This window comes from Nitrospira sp. Ecomares 2.1, assembly GCF_965152585.1.
Window position 1 is genome coordinate 3,266,982 of record NZ_OZ224219.1, and the last position, 20,230, is coordinate 3,287,211.

Genomic DNA, 20,230 nt, shown 5'->3' on the forward strand with positions numbered 1-20,230 from the left:
ATGGAATCTTTGGTGTTTTTCGCAGTCCTGCTTTTTTTATCCGGGCTCGCCTTGGTCATTCGATGGCTGAATGAGCGCATACGGCGGGACATCGCCTTCAAAAATCTTAAGGATCTTTTTCTTCCATCCAATGATTCCCATGAACAGGACGACCGTAAGGCGGCTGCCACCACGAAAACGTCCCCGACAAAACCCCAACAAGCCGTACAGCAATTACGACCAATCACCTCTCCGAAACGGCGGACCGCCAGCCAACTCCGTTTACGCAATCGGGCCGATCTCCGACAGGGAATTGTTATCATGACCGTTCTTGGCCCCTGCCGGGCGCTGCAACACCCCGATGATTAGAGCAATGCTATGGCTTTGAAAGTCTGCCCTGGCTGAAGCCGAATGGGCTCCCATCGACGTTGTTACCCATCGGCCCTCATCCCACCAACCTGTCTATGGAACTAGAGAATTGCAATTTTGAACGATAAGTCTTGAAGGGTCGCTCGCCCCTATTGGGACAAGGGTGCCGGCGAGGGAAATCATCAAGAGAAAGTTACCATACGCTATCCGGACACAAGGAACGGCGTTCTCTTTGAATCCAACCCGCCGGTCCAAACAAGGCGGGACATTCTTATTCAGATTGTGGTAGAAATCCCATTCAACCATCCTAGAACCAGTTCATGGGTGGGTTGAGCACATAGGGCAAGGCAATGGAGGGCCTTTGAGGAATATGTAAGCCTCAAAGGCCCTTTTTTCGTTCTACTTCAGCAAAGGAGGAATTCCTCGTTTTTATCCATGCATCACCCAGGATTGAACCGGATCTGGTTTCCACACTACATCCACCAGCCGGAGCGAGAGCTGAAAGGCCAAGAAGAACAACCGTCAATCACGGTTAGCTGAGTCAACATGCTTCAGAAGTGGTCTGAGCATGGTTCTTACAATTACACCTACGGAGGACCCAATGAGAAACTTTTCACAACACAGGAATATCTTTGGAATAGCGCTGTTAATTGGAGGTCTGGCGGGAGGCTTTCTAACCGGGGAGAAAGCTGAGGCGCAAAAGCTCCCATTTTTCGATCGGAATGTTGTTCTTTTGGATTGCGTTGAGAGCGCAACCAATACCTTTGTGGTTGAAAATATGTCTTCGACCGTCGATGTGGAAATCAATAGAGGACTGGATTGTGCAGCAGCGGTACAAAAGCTATTCGTCAAAGGGTATGTCTTGGGGCCTGGAGCCGGAGGTGTAACCTCGGGTGACGCAAATTCCCTGGATCATTTCTTGATGTTATTCCTCCTGAACCCCAATGATTTGCTTGAGCGAAGGATCGACACTTCGACTTTAAACCCCTCGCGGGATTGTATTGTTGGGCAAAACTCACCGGGATGCCCCACGAATATTGAAAGGCGCGACACACTCAGTCCGACCGTGAATAGACAGGAGCCCCTGAGCCCGATAATACAAAGTCCTCGAACCCCGATAATACAAAGGCGTACCCCTTAAGCCGCACGAGACAGATAAACATCCAAAGCCCGACGATGCAACACGGCTCTCGGGCTTTGGTGTCGTCCGGCCATCTAAGGGCTGCTTCGAGCCGGGACAATCGTTCTGACGTCGTGAGCATATGGGTGCCCTCATTCGAAATCCTCAGACAGATAGCCCTGCCATTAAGGAAGCTTATGATCGGGATGAACTGACTTCCTTACGAAGAAATGAGAATTCGGGGCGACTTCTGGGTTGCGGAGATTACAGGGAGGTGACCCGGTTTGGTCCATTCCTGTCCGAATTGCGGCGCATTAAACACGAGGCCGCCACGTGTGGACCCCATGTCAATTGAAGAACAGGGACAAGAGTTGGCACTTGAACGGCATGGACGGGTTGGGCAGACCGAGAACTACTACCTATGTGGAGGAAGCCCGCGTGCATGTGATCACCTGAACTGCCGAAATCGTTTGTTCAGAGATCAGGATCCTCCACATCTCCAGGCCGGTTCGTTTTCTTTGCCAAAAATTCCTCTGCATAATTTGCGCCGTGCCCAACACAATCAGGCCGAGCATGCACGGATATCATCCAATCCTTCAATGCGCAAAAACCTACAATCCATTTACCATGGGGCAGAAATTTCATCACCTGCCCAACACCCGGGATCTGCTCCTCATGGGAAACCATTCTGCGGGAATCCCTGACTTTTTAAATCAAGCCTCGTCAGGAAAACGCAGCTTTTTCGACGGCACCCGGTAGAATGGGAAGCGGATTGACCGTGGTGGCCTGGGGACCTTTCTCCCCGTCCTCCACATTAAACAAGACCTCCACCCCATCCTCAAGTTCCTCAAATTTCATTCCGTGTACAGCATTCTTGTGAAAATAGACTTCGCCTCCTCCGTCCTGGAGAAGAAAGCCGTACCCTTCCTGGGGAAATAACTTCGTAATCACTCCACGTAACGGAATAGGGGGGACCCGAATTTCTTTGGAGGCCCGTTTGTCCCGAAACTTCTTTACTTCAATCTCCATGGCAAAGAACGCCGCACGGATAGCCTCTTCGAACGTTTTTTCCTCTTTTCTGGCTGTCAGGGTATGACGACCGGGCATCGTGACGACTACCAGGGCTTCCGCCACATTTTCGGATTTTTTGTGATGGGCATTTTTTGTAAGCGTCACCCGCCCGTGGATCAAATCCTCATGGCCTACCTGCAGATCGGCCATCCGAGCTTCAATCTCCGTTTTCCATCGTGGGGTCATCGTCACATTTCGACTGTCAATCTGAAGATCCATAGTGTTTTCTTCCCTCTCAATTTGAGTAATAGAACAACAGACACACATCCTCACCACGTACACGTTAAGTATACTCATAGAAATGCCAGAGGAAAACATGGGAAAATTCCCTTAACACATGGCCACTCGACGAAGTACAGTCATTGGCCCACACTCTTTCAACCGATCAAGCTGCGACTGATCCCTCACCAACAAGCCTCCGGCAAATCCCAAGGCATTCACGAAAATCCCTTCAAAGCACTCCCTGGACCGTGGAACCAATAACATCCACTGTCGTGTGATAAGAAAATTATACGGACCAGGACTCTTGGTTTCCCCTCCTACGTCACCACCCGACAATCCGACAGTCCGCAACATATACAGATATTGCTCCAGCAACTCTTGTGCCCCTTTTGCCGGAACCGCGATCCATTCGGGATTCATCCGGACCAGCACATGGGAAAAAGGAAGACCGGGAATCTGCCCAATCTGCTCCTCAAACCTGGCTGCATTTAATAGGGGTTCAATGGGAAGCGGAGACACTTCAGCCGTCAAAGGAAGAGGGACCATTTGCACATGCTTATGCCGTTGACTGGCCCCGGCAGCTTCCCCCGCATTATAGAAGGCCAATCCTTCGAATTCGGCCAGACACAACAACACGGCCTCGATATCACTCAGCGTGAGGAAGGAGTCCTGTTCCTGAAAAGAACGGGTCACCATGAGTATGTGATGATCCAGGACGTTAAATTTATTTAACAAACACACATGGGTATCGGAAATATCCGCCACAAACAGGTCTTGTTCGTAAGGCAGAAAGGGGTCCTGCTTTATGTTGACAGCCCTGGAGGGTGGCCGTTGCTCAGCGTTGGACTGAACCTTCCTGGCCAGGTTGGAGACAATTCGAATAAGAAAATTCACCCCGCCTTGTTCCACCAACTCGAAGCATGTGGGAATCGTATGAATCGCCCCTCGATAAATGGCATGAGCGGTTCTGGCCTGCACCGTTGCTTGCAAGGTCCCGGGTTCGAATCGCCGAATGACAACCGACATGATTATTCCCTCATCTCAAGAGAATGTCATCCCTTAAAAAGCTGACACCTCGCTCAACCGGGCATCATCTTGATAGAGTAACCTCCGTTTTTCCAATGGGTGAAGGTTTTCAATCAGGACTTCTCTATTCTGCCAGATTTGACCAACTCTTAACACAGCAGAACCATGAAATACATGATTAGGTCAGGAATTATAGGGGTGGCCCTGCAGAATGCCTTTTTGTATAGTCATCGTTTGCATCCGATCCCTTCCAAAATGGCAGAGAAAAGATGGCGAAGTAAAGAAAAACGAGAAGTACCTGGACAATCAACTGCCCTATGCTTTGCTAGAACCACTGTGCGAGATTGAATATACACGTCCACACGATCCCAAACAGAGATTGCCCCCAAAGGGAATTTTCTATCAGGAGGTTTCATGGCTACACCGAATCTGCAGATGAAAGCGCGTGATCTCATGCAAACCCGCATGGTCGCGGTGACCCGTCAGTATAGTGCTCGTGATCTCTCGATCCTGATCCATTCCGGCACGTTTAGCGGAGTGCCTGTTATTGAACCAGGCAATCATCTGGTAGGAATGGTCACGGAATTTGATGTCTTGAAAGCCTTGGTCGACGGGAAAGATTTGCACACACTAAAGGCCGAAGACGTCATGACCCCGAACCCGGTGACAGTTGACGAAGCCGCAACGGCAGAGGACATTGTCAATAATATGATCAAGCATCAGATTATCCGGATTCCCGTCGTGCGTGAAGGCAAGCTACTGGGAATGATCTCCCGCACTGACTTATTGAATCAATTGATTGACGACCACCTGATTAACGTCTACGGAGCTTAACCGGCAGGGTATTTAATTCTGAATGCCCTCAAGAGACCATATCCCCCAACAGAGGTTGCATAGAGGGTGCTTCTCATTGGGGGCATCGTCTTTCTCGCATTCTGATCCACCTGTTTCTTACACCCCCAGGAAAAGACCCGAAAGCCAGAGAGGACGTTATGAAAGGATGGGACAGAGAGCCATCTCTCCACTCATGCGAAAACAGAACAATCCTAAAGACATGAAAACCGTCAGAAGTAGTAGGCCACCTCAAGCATATGGAAGTCCACACCACGACTGTCTCCATACATCGTGGCATCAGACATATGGTGAAATCGCCAGCCCACAACCATGTTTCCTGGGAGCTGAACACCCAGGCCAACGTGGGCAATAAATTGAAAGGGCCCACCGATATCTTGTCGGCCGAACTCCCACTTGCTGATAAGTGCTCCTCCGACTCCGCCATCAATAATCAAATGCCAACTCGGAAGTTTCAAAGCTAATCCAGGGGTAAGAGTTGTAATAAAACCAAGATCCCCGGCTCCTCTCAACGCACCAGCGGAACCCCAGACTTGCGAACGTACCTCCCACCCGGACGTCCCTTCCCACCGCCATGGAAGTCCCATGATCCCAAAAACATCAAATTGTTCGAAATCTTCCTTTTCGCCAGGCTGCAAACCAGCATCCTTAAAATTCATCCCCGCTCTCACCCCAAGAGCGACTAATTCAATATCTTTTGCCCATCCGGTTGCCGAACATCCCAGGATAAAAACGAACACCAATAACGCCCTCATTGAGTTACCACTCCTTTTAAAGAATTTCAGAATGCAATTAACACTGACTTCATTTCACACCAACAGACCCCCATACCCCAGCCGGATGTCCGGCATGAATACTCGTCATTGAAGAAGAAGGAGTATTACAAATCCCGGAAAAATTAATTGAAAAAATTCATGCGTGCAATGCTCTCAGATTCCCGGAGTGGGGCCAAGCGCTACACTCCTCCTCCACTCAATTGAGATTCTTTGCCCCATTTCTTCATGGCTGAAATCTTTGTTCCTGATAAATCAAGGGCATCTATCTTTGACATTTTGGCACAGGTTTTGATGGGTATAGATTGTACAATATTTCAAATACGGATATCTCTTGTATGTTACTCATTGCGACCATCGACCCCATCTTACGAAAAAATTTGCAACAGGCCTTAACGAAAAAAGGCGACCCATTCCTTTTACTGGATGAGGGAGAAAATATTATCGAATCCGTATTACGGCATAACCCCTCCCTGGTCGTGGTTGATTTATATCTGGTCCGTCCGAGCGGTCTGGAAATATTGCGTCAACTCCGCGAAAAAGGATTCTCAGGGAAAGTGGTGGCTTTGGGAGGGCAATCTAACCAAAGCCTTACTCCGGAAGCCAGTCACCTGGGTGCAGTTCAAATTATCGGACGTCCTTTCAATGCCAATCAGGTACTGGGCGCGGTTCGGGTTGCCAGTGGCGACCTAGACTAAATGGCTGAATACCTTATCCTCACCATCAAAAGAGGTGTGATATGAAAAAGTATCGTAACATCGGACACCATGAACGAACGATACGGGTCGGTGTAGGGTTTCTCCTTCTTGCCTTATCAGGATTTTCACTGTTACCGGGTTGGGGAGATCTTGTCCTCCTGATTGTCGGCCTTATCGCGTTGTTAACGGGAATTATTGGATACTGTCCGGCGTGGCAAGCTTTGGGAATCAATACGTGCCCACTTCACAAACCTGAGCATGCACCTTCCCATACCCATCCATCAGCTCACGAACACCAGGATCCCTCGTCTCACAGAACGTAAAGAGGCAGGTTTCATTTTGATGGAGTATCACTAAATTCGAGGACACGTGAAGACACCAACCGCGCCATTAAAATCCAAAACCATTTTAATTCCTGTGGATAATTCCTCACAGGCAGAGGAGGCCGTTCGAAGCGTACAGGCTATGTCTCTTCCAGAACGCGTACTGCTGCTCCACACCATTTCCATTCCCCAACTCGCCTATCCAGGAACAGGCATGAGTGTCGGGCACCATTTTTCCGAGGCCGCAGAAAAGGCGTTGCGGGAAGAAGGTGTTCGAATCCTCAAAAAGGCCGCCTCCCTTTTACCACCGGAGTGCAAGGAGGTCTCCCAACGCCTCGAAATTGGAATTCCCGCCTCGGTCATTCTCTCAATGGCACAGGACGAATCGGTGGACCTCATCATTATGGGTTCGCGTGGGTTAGGAACCATTAAGGAACACCTGATCGGGAGCGTCTCGCACAGGGTCGCGACCCATGCATCTTGTCACGTACTTCTCGTCAAGGCTCCCGTTGTCCCGTTCAACAGCATCCTTCTTCCCATCGAACAACTTCTAGATGCTGAATGGGCCGTTGAGTTCTTGTCACACAAGCCTTTTCGAGGCATTCCTCATATTACGGTGCTGCATGTCATACCCTTTGCTCAGCCTATTCTCCCGGTTGGCGCACTGTTACCGGGCACCTGGAAGAAGGCACTCCAAAACGGAGGCGTCCATTTAACGAAAAACGTCACGGACAAACTCTCAAACCTGGGATATTCCGTAGAGAGTCTTGTTCAAACAGGGGCTCCTTCCTCAGTCATTCAAAGACAGATCTCAAATCTGCAACCCCAATTAGTCCTCATGGGTATCCCCGGTCATTCACCCTTTCAACGACTGACACACGGGAGTGTGTCTCATGCGACCATTCACCATTCTCCCTGTTCCGTGCTCTTGATTCGTGAGCCCTCTCCACAAGCTACCGCTTGATTACTCATACGCCCTCTTTCTATTATGGTCCCCATTAATAATTCACGTGAGAAACGACATTATGGATTCCCCATCTATGAAATTCGCCATTTTGGTCGGAGGCGGACCGGCCCCCGGCATCAATAGCGTCATTGAAGCCGCCACGATTCGAAGTCGTCTTTGTGGGGTGGAGGTGCTTGGGATTGAAGATGGATTTCAGTGGTTGATGAAAAGCGACCTTTCCCATACTCAACCTCTCACCCGTGAAACGGTCAGCCACTTGCACTTTCGTGGTGGCTCCTTATTGCGCACCTCTCGGGCCAATCCCACTAAACGTCCCCAAGATTTATCAACCACGTTAACCTCCCTTCAAAAATTGAATGTGACCGGCCTCATCACCATTGGCGGGGATGATACGGCCTTTTCCGCATTAAAACTGGCGGAACTGGCCAATGGGCGATTGCATGTTGTTCACGTGCCCAAAACGATTGATAACGATTTATGCCTTCCCCATGGCATGCCGACCTTCGGGTTTCAAACGGCCCGGCACATGGGAGTCGAGCTGGTCAAAAATCTCATGATTGACGCCCATACCACCTCCCGATGGTATTTCGTGGTCACCATGGGACGTAAGGCCGGACACCTGGCTCTAGGCATTGGTAAGGCGGCGGGAGCGACCCTCACCCTGATTCCTGAGGAATTCAAGGGGGCCACGCTCAAGCTTGGCCACTTAACCAATATTCTGGTTGGAGCCATGACCAAACGTCTAATCCAAGGCCGCTCGGATGGTGTGGCGGTGTTGGCTGAAGGACTTTCGGAGTTTTTGGATCAGGACGACCTCGCCCTCCTAGGCGGGGTTGAACGAGATGAACATGGCAATATCCGACTGGCGGAACTGGATATCGGAAAGGTCCTGAAGGAAACCGTCACTCAAAAGCTGAAACACTCTGAGATCAAGATTACCATAGTATTCAAAAACATCGGATATGAACTTCGCTGCGCCGACCCCATTCCGTTTGACATGGAATACACCCGGGATTTGGGGTATTGTGCCGCCCAATTCCTTTTGGATGGAGGGAATGGGGCTATGGTGTCCATCGTGAACGGACGCTTCACCCCGCTGCCTTTTGAAGACATTGTGGACTCCACTACGGGCCGTACCCGGGTGCGAATGGTCGATATTGAATCAGAATCTTACAAAATTGCCCGTGCCTATATGGCCCGATTAGAAGCGGAAGATTTGGCAAACAAGGAGAACGTTTCGCAGTATGCCGAAATTTTGAATATGACTCCCGACCAATTCCGTAGTACCTTTGCCACGGTCGCTAATCCAACCTGAATATTCACGATATGTTCCTCCCGCTGACTCTTTTCGAAATGGCCATTCTCTCGCTAAAGGCCAGAAACTCGTACCCATGCAAATCCTTGCATAGACCAGGGGTTGGCCATAGGAGACTGAACGCTTAGACAAAAAAAGAAGGAAGGTGGCAAGCCTTGGCAAAGAAAAAACAAGGACGTGTTGTTATTGATGCGTTTCGTGTTTATAGAGGGATTCCGACACATCCATCGAAAATCCACCTTCATCCGTGAGCACCAACCCTCCATCCTGATCCAGACTAAATCCCATCGAATCCAAGAGAGCCGTCACCGGCAATTGATACACAATAAGGGTCCCTGAGACAATCGACATGACCTTTGTGCGTAGATCGGACTTCTTTTGCATGTTTCCGCTAAACATATCTTTGACAAACGTATACCCTTTCACCTTGACGATCCCGGATTCGTAGATCAGCACTTCTCCCACAAAAAACCGGGGCGTATCTTTTTCAAATAGTCGGCGATGGACGATTAACATTTTCTCTCCTTGGTTTAGCATGGGTTTCCTCCTTTAAATCGGCAAAAGGATACGAGAGGAATTGTCCGCTTCCTCACCGTAGGGCCGAGAATCTCTTTCGCTTATACCCATTGATCAAAGTCAGAATGTGCCACCAGAGCACGCAGAATATCACTTCTGGTAATCATACCCATTAAGCCCCCCGCTTCCGACACAATCGGCAAAGCACCAATCCTTTCCTCCAATAACACCCTCGCAATGGCGCGAAGCTCGGCCTCCGGGGACGCAACCAAGACCGGGTGACTGACCAGATGTTGGATAGAACCCTCCGCCTGCTTAACGGCCCTCTCTGTCCGTGAAAGAGCCGACTTCACTGTTCCCCGGAACAGATCACGATCAGACAATATTCCAATCACGGCATTATCCACTCCGATGATAGGGATATGTCGGTATCGAGTGGAATGCACAACATCCCAGGCTTGGGAAAGCGAGGACATGACAGGAAGCGTGACCACCGGGGAGGACATGATATCCCTGGCACGAATTTTTGCGCGAGAGGATTGCGTGAACGATTCAACCTGTTTATACAGGCGGGCCTGCAAAGAAGTTGGTCCGGCATTTTTCTGAGAAACCGAAAGAAGATTGTCCTGCCCAATCTTCACCTGGCCTGTGGCAGAGGCCTTCAAGATTTTCTCAACATTTCTCTGCCGGAACGAACCCGGCACATAAGGGGCCCGCATGCCTCCTGGCTCAAATACGATGAACATTCCGGCACTCCGGGGCTTGTTGTGTGGATTCAAGGTACATTCGTATCAATAATGTTGGCATGTTCGTTGAAACCCCTAAACCCTTTTGCGAGGTCGCACTGTTATCGCTCAGCGCAGGCATGGAGATGGTCCCACCAATCCCTCCGGCAAGCGGGTTCGTGCATCGACACAGGCCTGATTGAGTTGTGTCTGGTTTAAGCCTTGGGCATACCGGATGGCTACCCCCTCCAAACGCGTGCCCTGAAAAGAGGCTTTCTCGACATTCGCTCCTCGAAGATCCACCCCGTAAAACCTTGCTCCATCAAGTTTGGCCTCGTGTAGATTGGTTCGGAACATCACGGCAAACTCTAGAATGCTCTGTGAAAGATCGGCTTCAGCCAGGTTCGCCCATGAGAAGTCCGCCCCTTCCAGGTTTGCCCCCAGCAAATTCGCTTTGGCGAGATAGGCTTCGTCCAATGTCGCCCGGATGAGGTTGCTGTTCATCAAATTAGCCTCAAGCAAATCGGCATTTTGAAAACTCGCGCCGGCACAATTCGCGTCTTCGAGATTCGCTTGAAACAGCACGGCCCTGTCCAAATTCACTTCACGGAGATTGGCATGGTTCAGTACGGCCTCACTCAGATTCGCTGATCCAAAATCGGCCCCGGAAATATCAGCCGAACGAAGATCTGCTTCTTGGAAGTCGCTTCGATTGAAATCCGCTTCGAGTAGTTTGGCATTGACGAGTAAGGCCCGGCGAAAATTTGCCTCTCGACCATCCACTCGAATGAGGGAAGCTTCCGCGAGATTGGCCATTTCAAAATTCGCTCTCACCAGATAGGCTTCCTCTAGATCTGCTCCTCGCAAGACGCCTAGGCGGAAAGCAGACTCGGCAAGATTCGCTTCTCGCAAATCAGCTCCCGTGAAATTGGTCTGGGTCAAATCGGCTTTTCGAAAATCCGCCAACCGGGCACTGGCACCTGAGACGTTGGCTCCGCGCATATCAACCGAATAGAAAGAGGCTTCGGTGAGGTTCGCGTTTTGAAAGTTCACATGGATTAACCTAGCCGTAGTGAACACGGCACGAGTCAGGTTGGCCCCCTGAAAGTTGGCACCGCTCAAATCTTCCTCCCGAAAATCGACTTCGGACAAATCGGCCCCGCATAAATTGGCCTGCACCCCTTTCGGGTCTTGATGATCGGCGAGCCATCGGGCATGTGCAGCTAACATCCGGGTCAGTGTTTCTCCCGGAATTTGTTTTCCGAGGAATACCCCATGACAGTCCGAGGAGGTGTCTGTGAGACCACCGGATACATCCAGATGCTCCCCATAAGCTCCCGTGGACATCAGACTCCCGACCAATACGAATGCCATCACCCTTCCAAGCCATGACCCGCCCAGCTTCATAGAATTTCCCTGCGATCGTCCTGTCTTACTTGTGTTCAACAATTCCCCTCCTTTAAGTCGTGTAGTGCCCGATCTTCATATAAAGATTACGCATAACAGCAGGCAAAGCCTTCGCCTTTTACAATGTGTTCTAATGCCGAACGACCAGCACGGAGGAGGGCGCATAGGCGCTCACCCATTCCGAAACACTTCCCATGGTAAACCGTTCAACACCAGTGAGCCCCTTGGATCCCATGACCACCAATTGCGTATGACATTTTGGAACCGATTCGACGATTTTCTCCCGTGGATTCCCCTGAAGACGTTCTCCCACCACTTGAAACCCTTCCTTGAGAAACAATTTTCGATACTCCTCAAGGCATTCCTGAGCATGCTGTCGAAGGGGAGCCACCAGGGATTTGAGTCGTGATTTCGGAAACATCTTCTTGGACGCATTCGTCAGAATATCGGGCACAACCGACACCAGGTGAAGGGTCACCTCTTCAGGAGACAGCCATTCTTTCACCCAGTTCGCCGCAAACTTTGATGGCTTGGACCCATCCAGGGCGAGTAAGACGGAAGCCGGCACGTCGAGTGGACTCTTGACCGTCAAGACCGAGCAGGGGCCGTGGGTCAAAACCGTTCTCGAAATACTCCCAAGTAAATATCCCGGGAGATCGTTCATTCCGCGTGATCCCACAACCACCAAATCAGGGAGGCTTCGCTCGGCATAGGAAATAATGGAATCAGCCGCATGGCCTTTCACCAAGGCCGTCTTAATCGCCGCAAACGGCTTGGTGGTAGCTTGGCTTAACACCATTTCCATTCGATGGGCACAATCAGTCAAGACCTTCTGACCCGCTGCCTCCAGCTTTTGGGAAATATCTTTGGTGCCTGACTCATCCATTTTAGGTCGCTTTCCCCCACCACCTCTCAATATCCGTGGATCAACCGCATGCAACAGGATCAATTCTTTTACCGAATGGCGAAACAATTTCCCCACACATTCAAGAGCCCAGAGAGAAAACTCCGACCCATCAACGGCACACAGAATTTTCATTGGTACATCTCCCCAATCCCATTTATACAGAACACATCACACAATTCCATTGTTCATGACGACATACACTTCACTCGCAGGAATCCTGCCAAGTTGAATATTTTTCAACAAAAATTTTTTTATTCAGAATTTGGAATTTTCACGAAAAAAAAACGTAGAGCCCGTTCACTTCATCCCCACATGCCCTTTTTTGGGACTATTCTCCTTCATCACACTGTAGCCTTTTTCCTCTTTTTCCCCGAGAACAATTGATCACGGGCCAACACATTATCTGGTCCGAGTGTCACTCAAACCTGGCACTCAGGGAAGGAACATGGTCTGGCATTTTCTTTGCTGAGTTCTCTTATGAATATTATGATCATCAGTCCTTTTCTCACTGATTGTTAGCGTTGCCGGAATCCGTATCCCAAATTTTTCAGGACGGCAGATTTGGTGGTTTGGACTGTAAAGTGGCGCATGTCATGAGTCTCAACCTCCTGATTCAAAGCCATATACCATCCCAGGAATCTTTACATGGCTCCTGACCTCAATCACTCGAATCTCGGCGCGGTTGTCTCGGTTCGCGGCAGCGTGGTGGATATCCGGTTCGAGGACCATTTACCGCCCATTTACTCGTTGTTGCGCACAGGACAGGATGGAGGAATCGCCATTGAGGTGTTAGCCCAACTCGACATACATTGCGTGCGCGGAATTGCACTGACGCCCACACAAGGCCTCGCCCGCGGCATGGTCGTGGAAGACACCGGCGGACCGCTGATGGCCCCGGTCGGGAAAGGCATTCTCTCCCGCATGTTCGACGTATTTGGAAATTCCATCGACCGGGAACCGGCACCAACAAAGATTCAATATCGCTCCGTCCATCGAGCCCCGCCGTCGTTAGCCCGGCGTTCCACCAAATCCGAGATCTTCGAGACAGGCATCAAAATCATTGATGTGCTGTTGCCTCTGGAGCACGGAGGCAAGGCCGGGCTGTTTGGTGGAGCAGGCGTGGGCAAGACCGTCCTGCTCACCGAAATGATTCACAATATGATCGGGCATCACCAGGGGGTCAGCATTTTTTGCGGGATCGGCGAACGCTGTCGTGAAGGAGAAGAACTCTACCGGGAAATGAAGGAAGCCGGTGTACTATCGAACATGGTCATGGTGTTCGGGCAGATGAATGAACCGCCGGGCAGCCGCTTCCGTGTGGGGCACGCGGCGCTGACCATGGCAGAATATTTTCGTGACGACGAGCATCGGGATGTGCTTCTGCTCATCGATAACATCTTTCGTTTCATCCAGGCCGGTTCGGAGGTTTCAGGGCTGATGGGGCAGATGCCATCACGCCTGGGTTATCAGCCGACGATGGGGACCGAATTGTCCCGGTTGGAGGAACGCATCGCCAACACCGATACCGGGGCCATCACGTCGATTCAAGCCGTGTATGTGCCGGCAGACGATTTCACCGATCCGGCCGCCGTGCACACCTTCTCGCATCTTTCCGCCTCCATCGTGCTGTCCCGCAAACGGGCCAGTGAGGGACTCTACCCGGCCATCGATCCCTTGCAGTCGAATTCAAAAATGGCCACGCCGGGCACGATTGATGAACGGCATTACCGCATCGCGCAGGAAGTCAGGCGGACACTCGCGCAATATGCAGAACTCAAGGACATCATCGCGATGCTTGGCTTGGAACAACTGTCCCTGGAGGACCGGAAGGTTGTCGCTCGCGCCCGACGGCTTGAGCGGTTTCTCACTCAGCCGTTTTTCACGACGGAACAGTTTTCAGGCCTCAAAGGACAACTCGTCAGCCGCAAGGACGCCCTGGACGGGTGTGAACGCATCCTACGGGACGAGTTCAAGGATTATCCGGAGCATGCCCTATACATGATTGGAGCCATTGACCAAGCACGGGAAAAAGCAAAATCGGGTAACCCCGCAGCTCAAGGCGAACAGAAGTCGAACAACACATCCACGGGCGACCCGAACTCCAACGGGAAGTCCGAACGGTAATCGAAGCCATCGTCCAAATTGCAACCAAAGGTCAACCATGCAACCGGCGCTCATGACCTTGAAAATTCTTCTACCGTTCAGGATCTTCGCCGAACAGAACGCGGTGACGCGTATTGTCGCAGAGACCCGTCAGGGATCGTTTGGCATTTTACCGCAACGGCTTGACTGCGTGGCTGCGTTCGTGCCGGGAATTCTGATCTACAAAACAGACGGAGAGGATGAGAAATATGTGGCACTCGATGAAGGGGTGCTGGTCAAAAGCGGCCCCAATGTTCTGGTTTCCGTGCGCAACGCCATTGCAGGAACCGATCTCCATCAATTGCGCGAGGCTGTGGAACGTGAATTTTTGACCCTGGACGAACAGGAGCAGAGCCTCCGCTCGGTGATGGCCAAGCTTGAAAGTAGCTTTGTGCGCCGCTTCGCGGATTTTCGCCATGACTGATGACCCGGAAAAGAAGCCTCTCGGGGAAGAGACGACTTTTACACGACAGGTCGGCATCAAGGCTGCGCGCAAACTGAAGGCGCAACGACACACGACGCGGACCATCTGGTTTGGGTTGGGGATGATGGGGCTGATCGGTTGGTCGGTGGCGATTCCAACACTACTGGGTGCATCGCTGGGTCTCTGGCTGGACAAACGGTATCCCGGACCCCATTCATGGACGCTCACCCTGCTCTTCATCGGCTTAATCATCGGCTGTGTGAATGCGTGGCATTGGGTGACCAGGGAAGACCAGGAAATACGAGCCGAACAGGAGAATCACGATGAATGAAATTTTTATGATCATGCCTGCGCTGGTCACGGGAATATTGCTCGGTGCGATGTTTTTTGGTGGCCTATGGTGGACGATTCGGAAAGGGCTATCATCCAGACAACCGGCCTTTTGGTTCATCGGCAGCCTGCTGCTACGAACCTGCCTGACCTTGGCCGGTTTCTATGTGGTCTCGAACGGCCAATGGGAGAGGCTGCTGGTGTGCCTGGTTGGATTTACTATTGCACGTCCGATCGTCACGCGATTTACCGGCCTAGCGGATAACCCAAACAGGCCGGCACAGGAGCCCAGCCATGCGCCTTAGCCCGGACGACATCCTTTTCTGGCAATACGGGTTCATCAAGTTGAATGCCACCATTGCATTCACGTGGGGATTGATGCTCCTGTTGGCTATCGGATCAACAGTCATGACGCGGCACCTGTCCACCGGCCTGACACGGTCGCGTTGGCAGAATCTTCTGGAAATCATCGTCACGGCCATCGAGAACCAAATTGAAGAGGTGGGCCTGAGTCAGCCACGGAAGTACCTCAGCTTTCTGGGAACAATTTTTCTGTTCGTCGCCATTGCCAGCCTCTGTACGATCATTCCCGGGTACGAGCCTCCGACAGGGTCCCTCTCGACCACAGTGGCTCTTGCGTTGTGTGTCTTTGTGGCCGTCCCCCTTTTCGGCATTGAAGAGCAGGGAGTCGGCGGATATCTCAAGTCCTACCTGAAACCAACCATCATCATGTTGCCGTTTCACATTATCAGCGAATTTTCCCGCACGCTGGCCCTGGCCGTTCGTTTGTTCGGCAATATGATGAGCGGAGCCATGATCGTCGCCATTCTACTGACCATCACGCCTTTCATCTTCCCGATCGTCATGAGCCTGCTCGGTCTGCTCACCGGCATGGTCCAGGCCTATATCTTCAGTATCCTGGCCACGGTCTACATTGCGGCCGCAACACGAACGCGTCAACGTGAACCTCAACCCGAATCTGGAGGGAAAGAGTGACCCACACGCCACAACAACCAAAGGAGACATTATGGACAGCATGACTCTTATCGCGGTGGCATCCATTGTCACAGCCGGCCTCACTACCGGTGTCGGCTGCATTGGACCCGCACTAGGGGAAGGAAGGGCGATATCAACCGCCCTGTCTTCTCTGGCCCAGCAGCCCGATGCCGCAAACACGATTACCCGAACGCTCTTTGTGGGCCTGGCGATGATCGAATCCACGGCCATTTACTGCTTCGTGGTCTCAATGATTCTGATCTTCGCCAATCCATTCTGGAACCACGTGCTCTCCCAGGCCACAGGAAAGTGAAACCATGCTAATCGACTGGTTCACGGTTGTCGCACAAACACTCAACTTTCTTATACTCGTATGGTTATTAAAGCGATTCCTGTACAAACCCATCCTCAATGCTCTTGACGCGAGGGAGAAACGGATCGCTGATGAACTCGCAGACGCCGATGCGAAAAAAGCCGATGCCCAACATGAACGCGACGAGTTCCAACGTAGAAACGAGGAGTTCGACCAGCGGCGGGCTGCCCTGTTGAACAACGCGACGGCCGAGGCCGCAGCCGAACGTCAGCGGCTCCTCAATGAAGCGAGGAAGGAGTCGGACGCCTTGCGCACCAAGTGGCAAGAGACGTTGAGAAGCGAACAACAGAGCTTGAGTGAAGAACTCAGCCGTCGAACCAGAGAGGAAGTCTTTGCCATCGCCCGAAAAACATTGGCGGACCTCGCCACCACGAACCTGGAAGAACAGATGACCGACGCCTTCATTCGCCGATTGCACAAACTTGATAGTGTGCAAAGAGGGGAGCTGGAGTCGGCCTTCAAGGCCGCGTCCACTCCCGCAATCGTACGCAGCACCTTCCACCTGGCTCCGACTCAGCGTATGGCAATTGAAAGGGCGGTCAAGGACGTGCTTGCCATTCATACCCAGATCCAGTTTGAGACAACCCCGAACCTGGTCAGCGGCATCGAACTCACGGCAAATGGACACAAGATTGCCTGGAGCATCGGACATTATCTCGGGTCGCTTCACAAACACGTCGACGACCTTCTGAAGGTGCCTCCCAAAACGGAAACCAAAGCCATAGCAGATCCCGAACAACAGGCCAATGGATAACCCATTCGAAAACCTGCACCGTCTTTTCGACAACACATTTACCGGCATGATCCAGGCACGCGAAGGCTTCGCGCCCGGGATGACGGCTCACGAAATTGGCAGAATTACAAACGTCTCCACCGGCATCGCCAGGGTATCAGGCCTTCCGGGGGTGGGTTTTGAGGAGGTGTTGAAGTTTCCCGGTGAGGTGTATGGCATCGCCTTCAACGTTGATGAAGACGAAATCGGCGTCGTGCTCCTTGGGGACTACTGGCAGTTGCATGTAGGTGATGAAGTCGAGCGTAGGGGACACGTCATGGACGTGCCTGTAGGCGACGGATTAATCGGGCGAGTCATCAACCCATTGGGGCGACCCCTGGATGGCCGCGGACCGGTAGTCTCCAGCGATCGCCTGCCCATCGAACGTCCGGCACCGCCCATCATGAATCGTGCACCCGTCACGGTGCCGTTGCAAACCGGGATCAAGGTCATTGATGCGCTCATCCCGATCGGACGAGGCCAGCGTGAATTGATTCTCGGCGACCGGCAAACGGGCAAGACTGCCATCGCCCTCGACACCATTCTCAACCAGCGGGATCAGAATGTGCTGTGCGTGTATTGCGCCATCGGCCAACGCGCATCCGGCGTGGCCAAAGTGGTGGCCACCCTCCGGGAACAAGGCGCGATGAAAAACACCATCGTCGTCGTCACCGAAGGCAACGACCCGCCCGGACTTGCCTATATCGCGCCGTACGCCGCAACCGGCATTGCCGAGCATTTCATGGAACAGGGTCGTGATGTGCTCATTGTCTATGACGACCTGACACATCACGCCCGCGCCTATCGTGAGCTGTCTCTGCTCCTGCGCCGCCCGCCCGGTCGAGAAGCATTTCCCGGCGACATCTTTTACATCCACTCGCGACTTCTAGAGCGCGCCACACATCTGCGCCAAGACCTGGGTGGTGGATCCCTGACCGCGCTTCCCATCATCGAAACCGAAGCACAGAACATCTCGGCCTATATTCCGACCAACCTGATTTCCATCACGGATGGTCAAATTTATCTCTCGCCCTCCCTGTTCGAATTAGGAGTGCTGCCTGCGATTGATGTCGGTCGATCCGTTTCCCGCGTTGGAGGGAAGGCCCAACGGGCGGCCTACCGGACAGTAGCAGGAAATCTCAAGTTGGCCTATGCCCAGTTTGAAGAACTGGAAACCTTCGCCAGGTTCGGCGCCAGACTGGATGACGACACCCGCGCCATCATCGACCACGGACGGCGAATCCGTGCCTGCCTCAAGCAGCCGGAATTTGCCCCGGTCTCCGTCCCCGCTCAAATCGCCCTGCTCCTGGCGTTAACCGAAAAACTCTTCGACCCTGTGCCGCTTGACCAGATGAGGAAGGCCGAACAGATGCTACTCAAAGCATCCCTCGAAATCCCGTTGGAGATGCGCAAACGATTGGAAGGCCCAGACAAATTGAATACTGAAGATCGTGAAACGATTATTCGGATCGCCCGTCAAGCACTGGGATGCTTTCAGCCCATACGGGATTTCAAGGAGAAGGCATGAGCGACACCATGGTGGGTCTGCGCCGAAAGATCGGCGGAGCCGGGGATCTCCAATCCGTCGTTCGCACAATGAAGGCCTTGGCCGCCTCGAATATTGGACAATATGAGCAATCGGTGAGCGCCTTGGCCGACTATGCTCGCACGGTGGAGCTGGGATTAAGCGTCTGTTTCCGGGAAGACTCGCTGAGGGCGGTAACGGGAGAACAGAACAGGCAAACCGATGCAGGAGCGATTGGCGCGATCGTGTTCGGGTCCGACCAAGGACTGGTGGGCCAGTTTAATGAGGTGGTCGCCGATTACACGGTCAAGACACTAGCCGCTCTGTCCGGTCGCCCCAGGGTATGGGCCGTCGGGGAGCGGGTGCAAGCCCGTCTGACTGATGCGGGGCTGCAAATGATAGGACTCTTTTCCGTCCCGAATTCCGTCAAGGCCATCACTCCTCTTGTCACACAGATTCTTCTGGAAAGCGAAACCCGTCGTAGTCGTGGGGAAATAACCGAAATCCACCTCTTCTATAACCGCCCCACATCGAGAACGGTATATGTGCCGGTTAATCAACGGCTATTGCCACTGGACGAAACCTGGCGAAGGAAGCTGGCCATACTCCCATGGCCGACAGAGAATTTGCCTGAGGTCATCGGGAACACAGAATCAACCCTGAGAGCGCTCATTCATGAGTATCTCTTCGTCTCGCTCTTCCGGGCCTGCGCCGAATCTCTTGCCAGTGAAAACGCCAGCCGACTGACCGCCATGCAACGCGCCGAGAAAAACATCGACGAACTCCTGGAGGACCTCAACAGGCACTTTCATCAATTGCGCCAAAGCGGCATCGACGAGGAACTCTTTGACGTCATCTCCGGCTTTGAGGCACTGTCCAAAGAATGAAGAATCTCTTATCCCCTCTTGGCCCATCACCCGACGACTCACAAAAGAAGGACAACGATGAATATGCATTTCAAAATTTTTTGGTGGAGGAAGGCACAACGGCTGATCTCCACAAGCCGCCGGCAAGAAGTCTGTAAGTTTTGACGACACCAAATTCACCTTGACTTACGTCGCCGATTCCTAAAAAATCCAATTAAATTTCGGAATGGTTGGAAGGCGGTGAGTTCTTTCGGCCAGACACTAGTGCATCAAAAAAGCCCACCCATATTAACCCCGTATTCGACTAGATTTATCAACCTGCAACAAAAGGGATATGAAATACTAAACGACGAAGCAGATCTACGAACACTTTTACCGCTAGAATTGGATTCTATTCAAGGCTCTGTGCAAAATTCCTATCAATAGCTATGGGGAGACTAGTGAAGCGGGTTGTTCAAGATGACGAGTCATTGGAGCTACCTGCCAAACGGTGGTGAGTATGCCCCCATATTAAATTCTCATGAAGCGGGCA

22 protein-coding genes are annotated in these 20,230 nt (G+C 52.0%); 15 read left to right on the forward strand and 7 right to left on the reverse strand.

Annotated features, from left to right (window positions below; genetic code table 11):
• The gene (locus ACWHYD_RS14400; protein WP_447962723.1) at window positions 1-348 is read left to right on the forward strand and encodes a hypothetical protein; all 348 of its coding nucleotides are present in this window, start codon (window positions 1-3) and stop codon (window positions 346-348) included.
• A gap of 1,843 nt (window positions 349-2,191) precedes the next feature.
• Here ACWHYD_RS14400 and ACWHYD_RS14405 read toward each other — a convergent pair.
• Both ACWHYD_RS14405 and ACWHYD_RS14410 read right to left on the reverse strand, forming a co-directional pair.
• On the reverse strand, window positions 2,192-2,758 hold the full coding sequence (locus tag ACWHYD_RS14405) for a cold shock domain-containing protein (protein ID WP_447962724.1): 567 nt from the start codon (window positions 2,756-2,758) through the stop codon (window positions 2,192-2,194).
• Window positions 2,759-2,869: 111 nt separating this feature from the next.
• The gene (locus ACWHYD_RS14410) at window positions 2,870-3,787 is read right to left on the reverse strand and encodes an ATP adenylyltransferase family protein (RefSeq protein WP_447962725.1); all 918 of its coding nucleotides are present in this window, start codon (window positions 3,785-3,787) and stop codon (window positions 2,870-2,872) included.
• Between the two features lie 414 nt (window positions 3,788-4,201).
• Between ACWHYD_RS14410 and ACWHYD_RS14415 the strand changes: the two genes are divergently transcribed.
• Window positions 4,202-4,621 (forward strand): CBS domain-containing protein, encoded by a 420-nt coding sequence (locus tag ACWHYD_RS14415; RefSeq protein WP_447962726.1) that lies wholly within the window; start codon window positions 4,202-4,204, stop codon window positions 4,619-4,621.
• Window positions 4,622-4,851: 230 nt separating this feature from the next.
• Here ACWHYD_RS14415 and ACWHYD_RS14420 read toward each other — a convergent pair whose 3' ends face one another.
• Window positions 4,852-5,394 (reverse strand): acyloxyacyl hydrolase, encoded by a 543-nt coding sequence (locus ACWHYD_RS14420; RefSeq protein ID WP_447962727.1) that lies wholly within the window; start codon window positions 5,392-5,394, stop codon window positions 4,852-4,854.
• Window positions 5,395-5,750: 356 nt separating this feature from the next.
• Between ACWHYD_RS14420 and ACWHYD_RS14425 the strand changes: the two genes are divergently transcribed.
• The 4 genes from ACWHYD_RS14425 to pfp all read left to right on the forward strand — a co-directional run bounded on the left by ACWHYD_RS14425 (window position 5,751) and on the right by pfp (window position 8,715).
• Window positions 5,751-6,110 carry a response regulator gene (locus tag ACWHYD_RS14425; RefSeq protein WP_447962728.1) on the forward strand — a complete coding sequence of 120 codons (360 nt, stop codon included), beginning with the start codon at window positions 5,751-5,753 and terminating at the stop codon, window positions 6,108-6,110.
• Between the two features lie 41 nt (window positions 6,111-6,151).
• Window positions 6,152-6,433, forward strand: a complete 282-nt coding sequence (locus ACWHYD_RS14430) for a YgaP family membrane protein (RefSeq protein WP_447962729.1) — start codon at window positions 6,152-6,154, stop codon at window positions 6,431-6,433.
• A 46-nt stretch (window positions 6,434-6,479) separates the two neighbouring features.
• Complete coding sequence (locus ACWHYD_RS14435; protein ID WP_447962730.1) at window positions 6,480-7,397, forward strand: universal stress protein; 918 nt, start codon at window positions 6,480-6,482, stop codon at window positions 7,395-7,397.
• A gap of 76 nt (window positions 7,398-7,473) precedes the next feature.
• Window positions 7,474-8,715: a diphosphate--fructose-6-phosphate 1-phosphotransferase gene (pfp, locus tag ACWHYD_RS14440; protein ID WP_447962731.1), complete on the forward strand. Its 1,242-nt coding sequence runs from the start codon at window positions 7,474-7,476 to the stop codon at window positions 8,713-8,715.
• 183 nt (window positions 8,716-8,898) lie between these two features.
• On the opposite strand, the gene ACWHYD_RS14445 is transcribed toward pfp, so the two are convergent.
• From ACWHYD_RS14445 to ACWHYD_RS14460, 4 genes are all read right to left on the reverse strand, one after another.
• Window positions 8,899-9,252 carry a hypothetical protein gene (locus ACWHYD_RS14445; protein WP_447962732.1) on the reverse strand — a complete coding sequence of 118 codons (354 nt, stop codon included), beginning with the start codon at window positions 9,250-9,252 and terminating at the stop codon, window positions 8,899-8,901.
• 80 nt (window positions 9,253-9,332) lie between these two features.
• On the reverse strand, window positions 9,333-9,950 hold the full coding sequence (locus ACWHYD_RS14450; RefSeq protein WP_447962733.1) for a CBS domain-containing protein: 618 nt from the start codon (window positions 9,948-9,950) through the stop codon (window positions 9,333-9,335).
• A gap of 135 nt (window positions 9,951-10,085) precedes the next feature.
• Window positions 10,086-11,330 (reverse strand): pentapeptide repeat-containing protein, encoded by a 1,245-nt coding sequence (locus tag ACWHYD_RS14455; protein ID WP_447962734.1) that lies wholly within the window; start codon window positions 11,328-11,330, stop codon window positions 10,086-10,088.
• A gap of 163 nt (window positions 11,331-11,493) precedes the next feature.
• A complete protein-coding gene (locus tag ACWHYD_RS14460) occupies window positions 11,494-12,402 on the reverse strand; it encodes a universal stress protein (RefSeq protein WP_447962735.1) in 909 nt (302 codons plus the stop codon).
• Between the two features lie 513 nt (window positions 12,403-12,915).
• Between ACWHYD_RS14460 and atpD the strand changes: the two genes are divergently transcribed.
• The 9 genes from atpD to ACWHYD_RS14505 are packed head-to-tail and all read left to right on the forward strand — an operon-like array spanning window position 12,916 to window position 19,719.
• Complete coding sequence (gene atpD, locus ACWHYD_RS14465; protein WP_447962736.1) at window positions 12,916-14,394, forward strand: F0F1 ATP synthase subunit beta; 1,479 nt, start codon at window positions 12,916-12,918, stop codon at window positions 14,392-14,394.
• A gap of 37 nt (window positions 14,395-14,431) precedes the next feature.
• Complete coding sequence (locus tag ACWHYD_RS14470) at window positions 14,432-14,836, forward strand: F0F1 ATP synthase subunit epsilon (protein WP_447962737.1); 405 nt, start codon at window positions 14,432-14,434, stop codon at window positions 14,834-14,836.
• Complete coding sequence (locus tag ACWHYD_RS14475; RefSeq protein ID WP_447962738.1) at window positions 14,829-15,167, forward strand: AtpZ/AtpI family protein; 339 nt, start codon at window positions 14,829-14,831, stop codon at window positions 15,165-15,167. The genes ACWHYD_RS14470 and ACWHYD_RS14475 overlap by 8 nt, the downstream gene beginning before the upstream one ends.
• Complete coding sequence (locus ACWHYD_RS14480) at window positions 15,160-15,471, forward strand: N-ATPase subunit AtpR (protein ID WP_447962739.1); 312 nt, start codon at window positions 15,160-15,162, stop codon at window positions 15,469-15,471. Before ACWHYD_RS14475 ends, ACWHYD_RS14480 begins: the two co-directional genes overlap by 8 nt.
• Complete coding sequence (locus ACWHYD_RS14485; protein ID WP_447962740.1) at window positions 15,461-16,162, forward strand: F0F1 ATP synthase subunit A; 702 nt, start codon at window positions 15,461-15,463, stop codon at window positions 16,160-16,162. Before ACWHYD_RS14480 ends, ACWHYD_RS14485 begins: the two co-directional genes overlap by 11 nt.
• A gap of 31 nt (window positions 16,163-16,193) precedes the next feature.
• A complete protein-coding gene (locus tag ACWHYD_RS14490; protein ID WP_447962741.1) occupies window positions 16,194-16,475 on the forward strand; it encodes a F0F1 ATP synthase subunit C in 282 nt (93 codons plus the stop codon).
• A gap of 4 nt (window positions 16,476-16,479) precedes the next feature.
• On the forward strand, window positions 16,480-17,289 hold the full coding sequence (locus ACWHYD_RS14495; protein ID WP_447962742.1) for a F0F1 ATP synthase subunit B family protein: 810 nt from the start codon (window positions 16,480-16,482) through the stop codon (window positions 17,287-17,289).
• The gene (locus ACWHYD_RS14500) at window positions 17,282-18,835 is read left to right on the forward strand and encodes an alternate F1F0 ATPase, F1 subunit alpha (RefSeq protein ID WP_447962743.1); all 1,554 of its coding nucleotides are present in this window, start codon (window positions 17,282-17,284) and stop codon (window positions 18,833-18,835) included. Before ACWHYD_RS14495 ends, ACWHYD_RS14500 begins: the two co-directional genes overlap by 8 nt.
• The gene (locus ACWHYD_RS14505) at window positions 18,832-19,719 is read left to right on the forward strand and encodes a F0F1 ATP synthase subunit gamma (protein WP_447962744.1); all 888 of its coding nucleotides are present in this window, start codon (window positions 18,832-18,834) and stop codon (window positions 19,717-19,719) included. The genes ACWHYD_RS14500 and ACWHYD_RS14505 overlap by 4 nt, the downstream gene beginning before the upstream one ends.
• Window positions 19,720-20,230 lie beyond the last annotated feature (511 nt).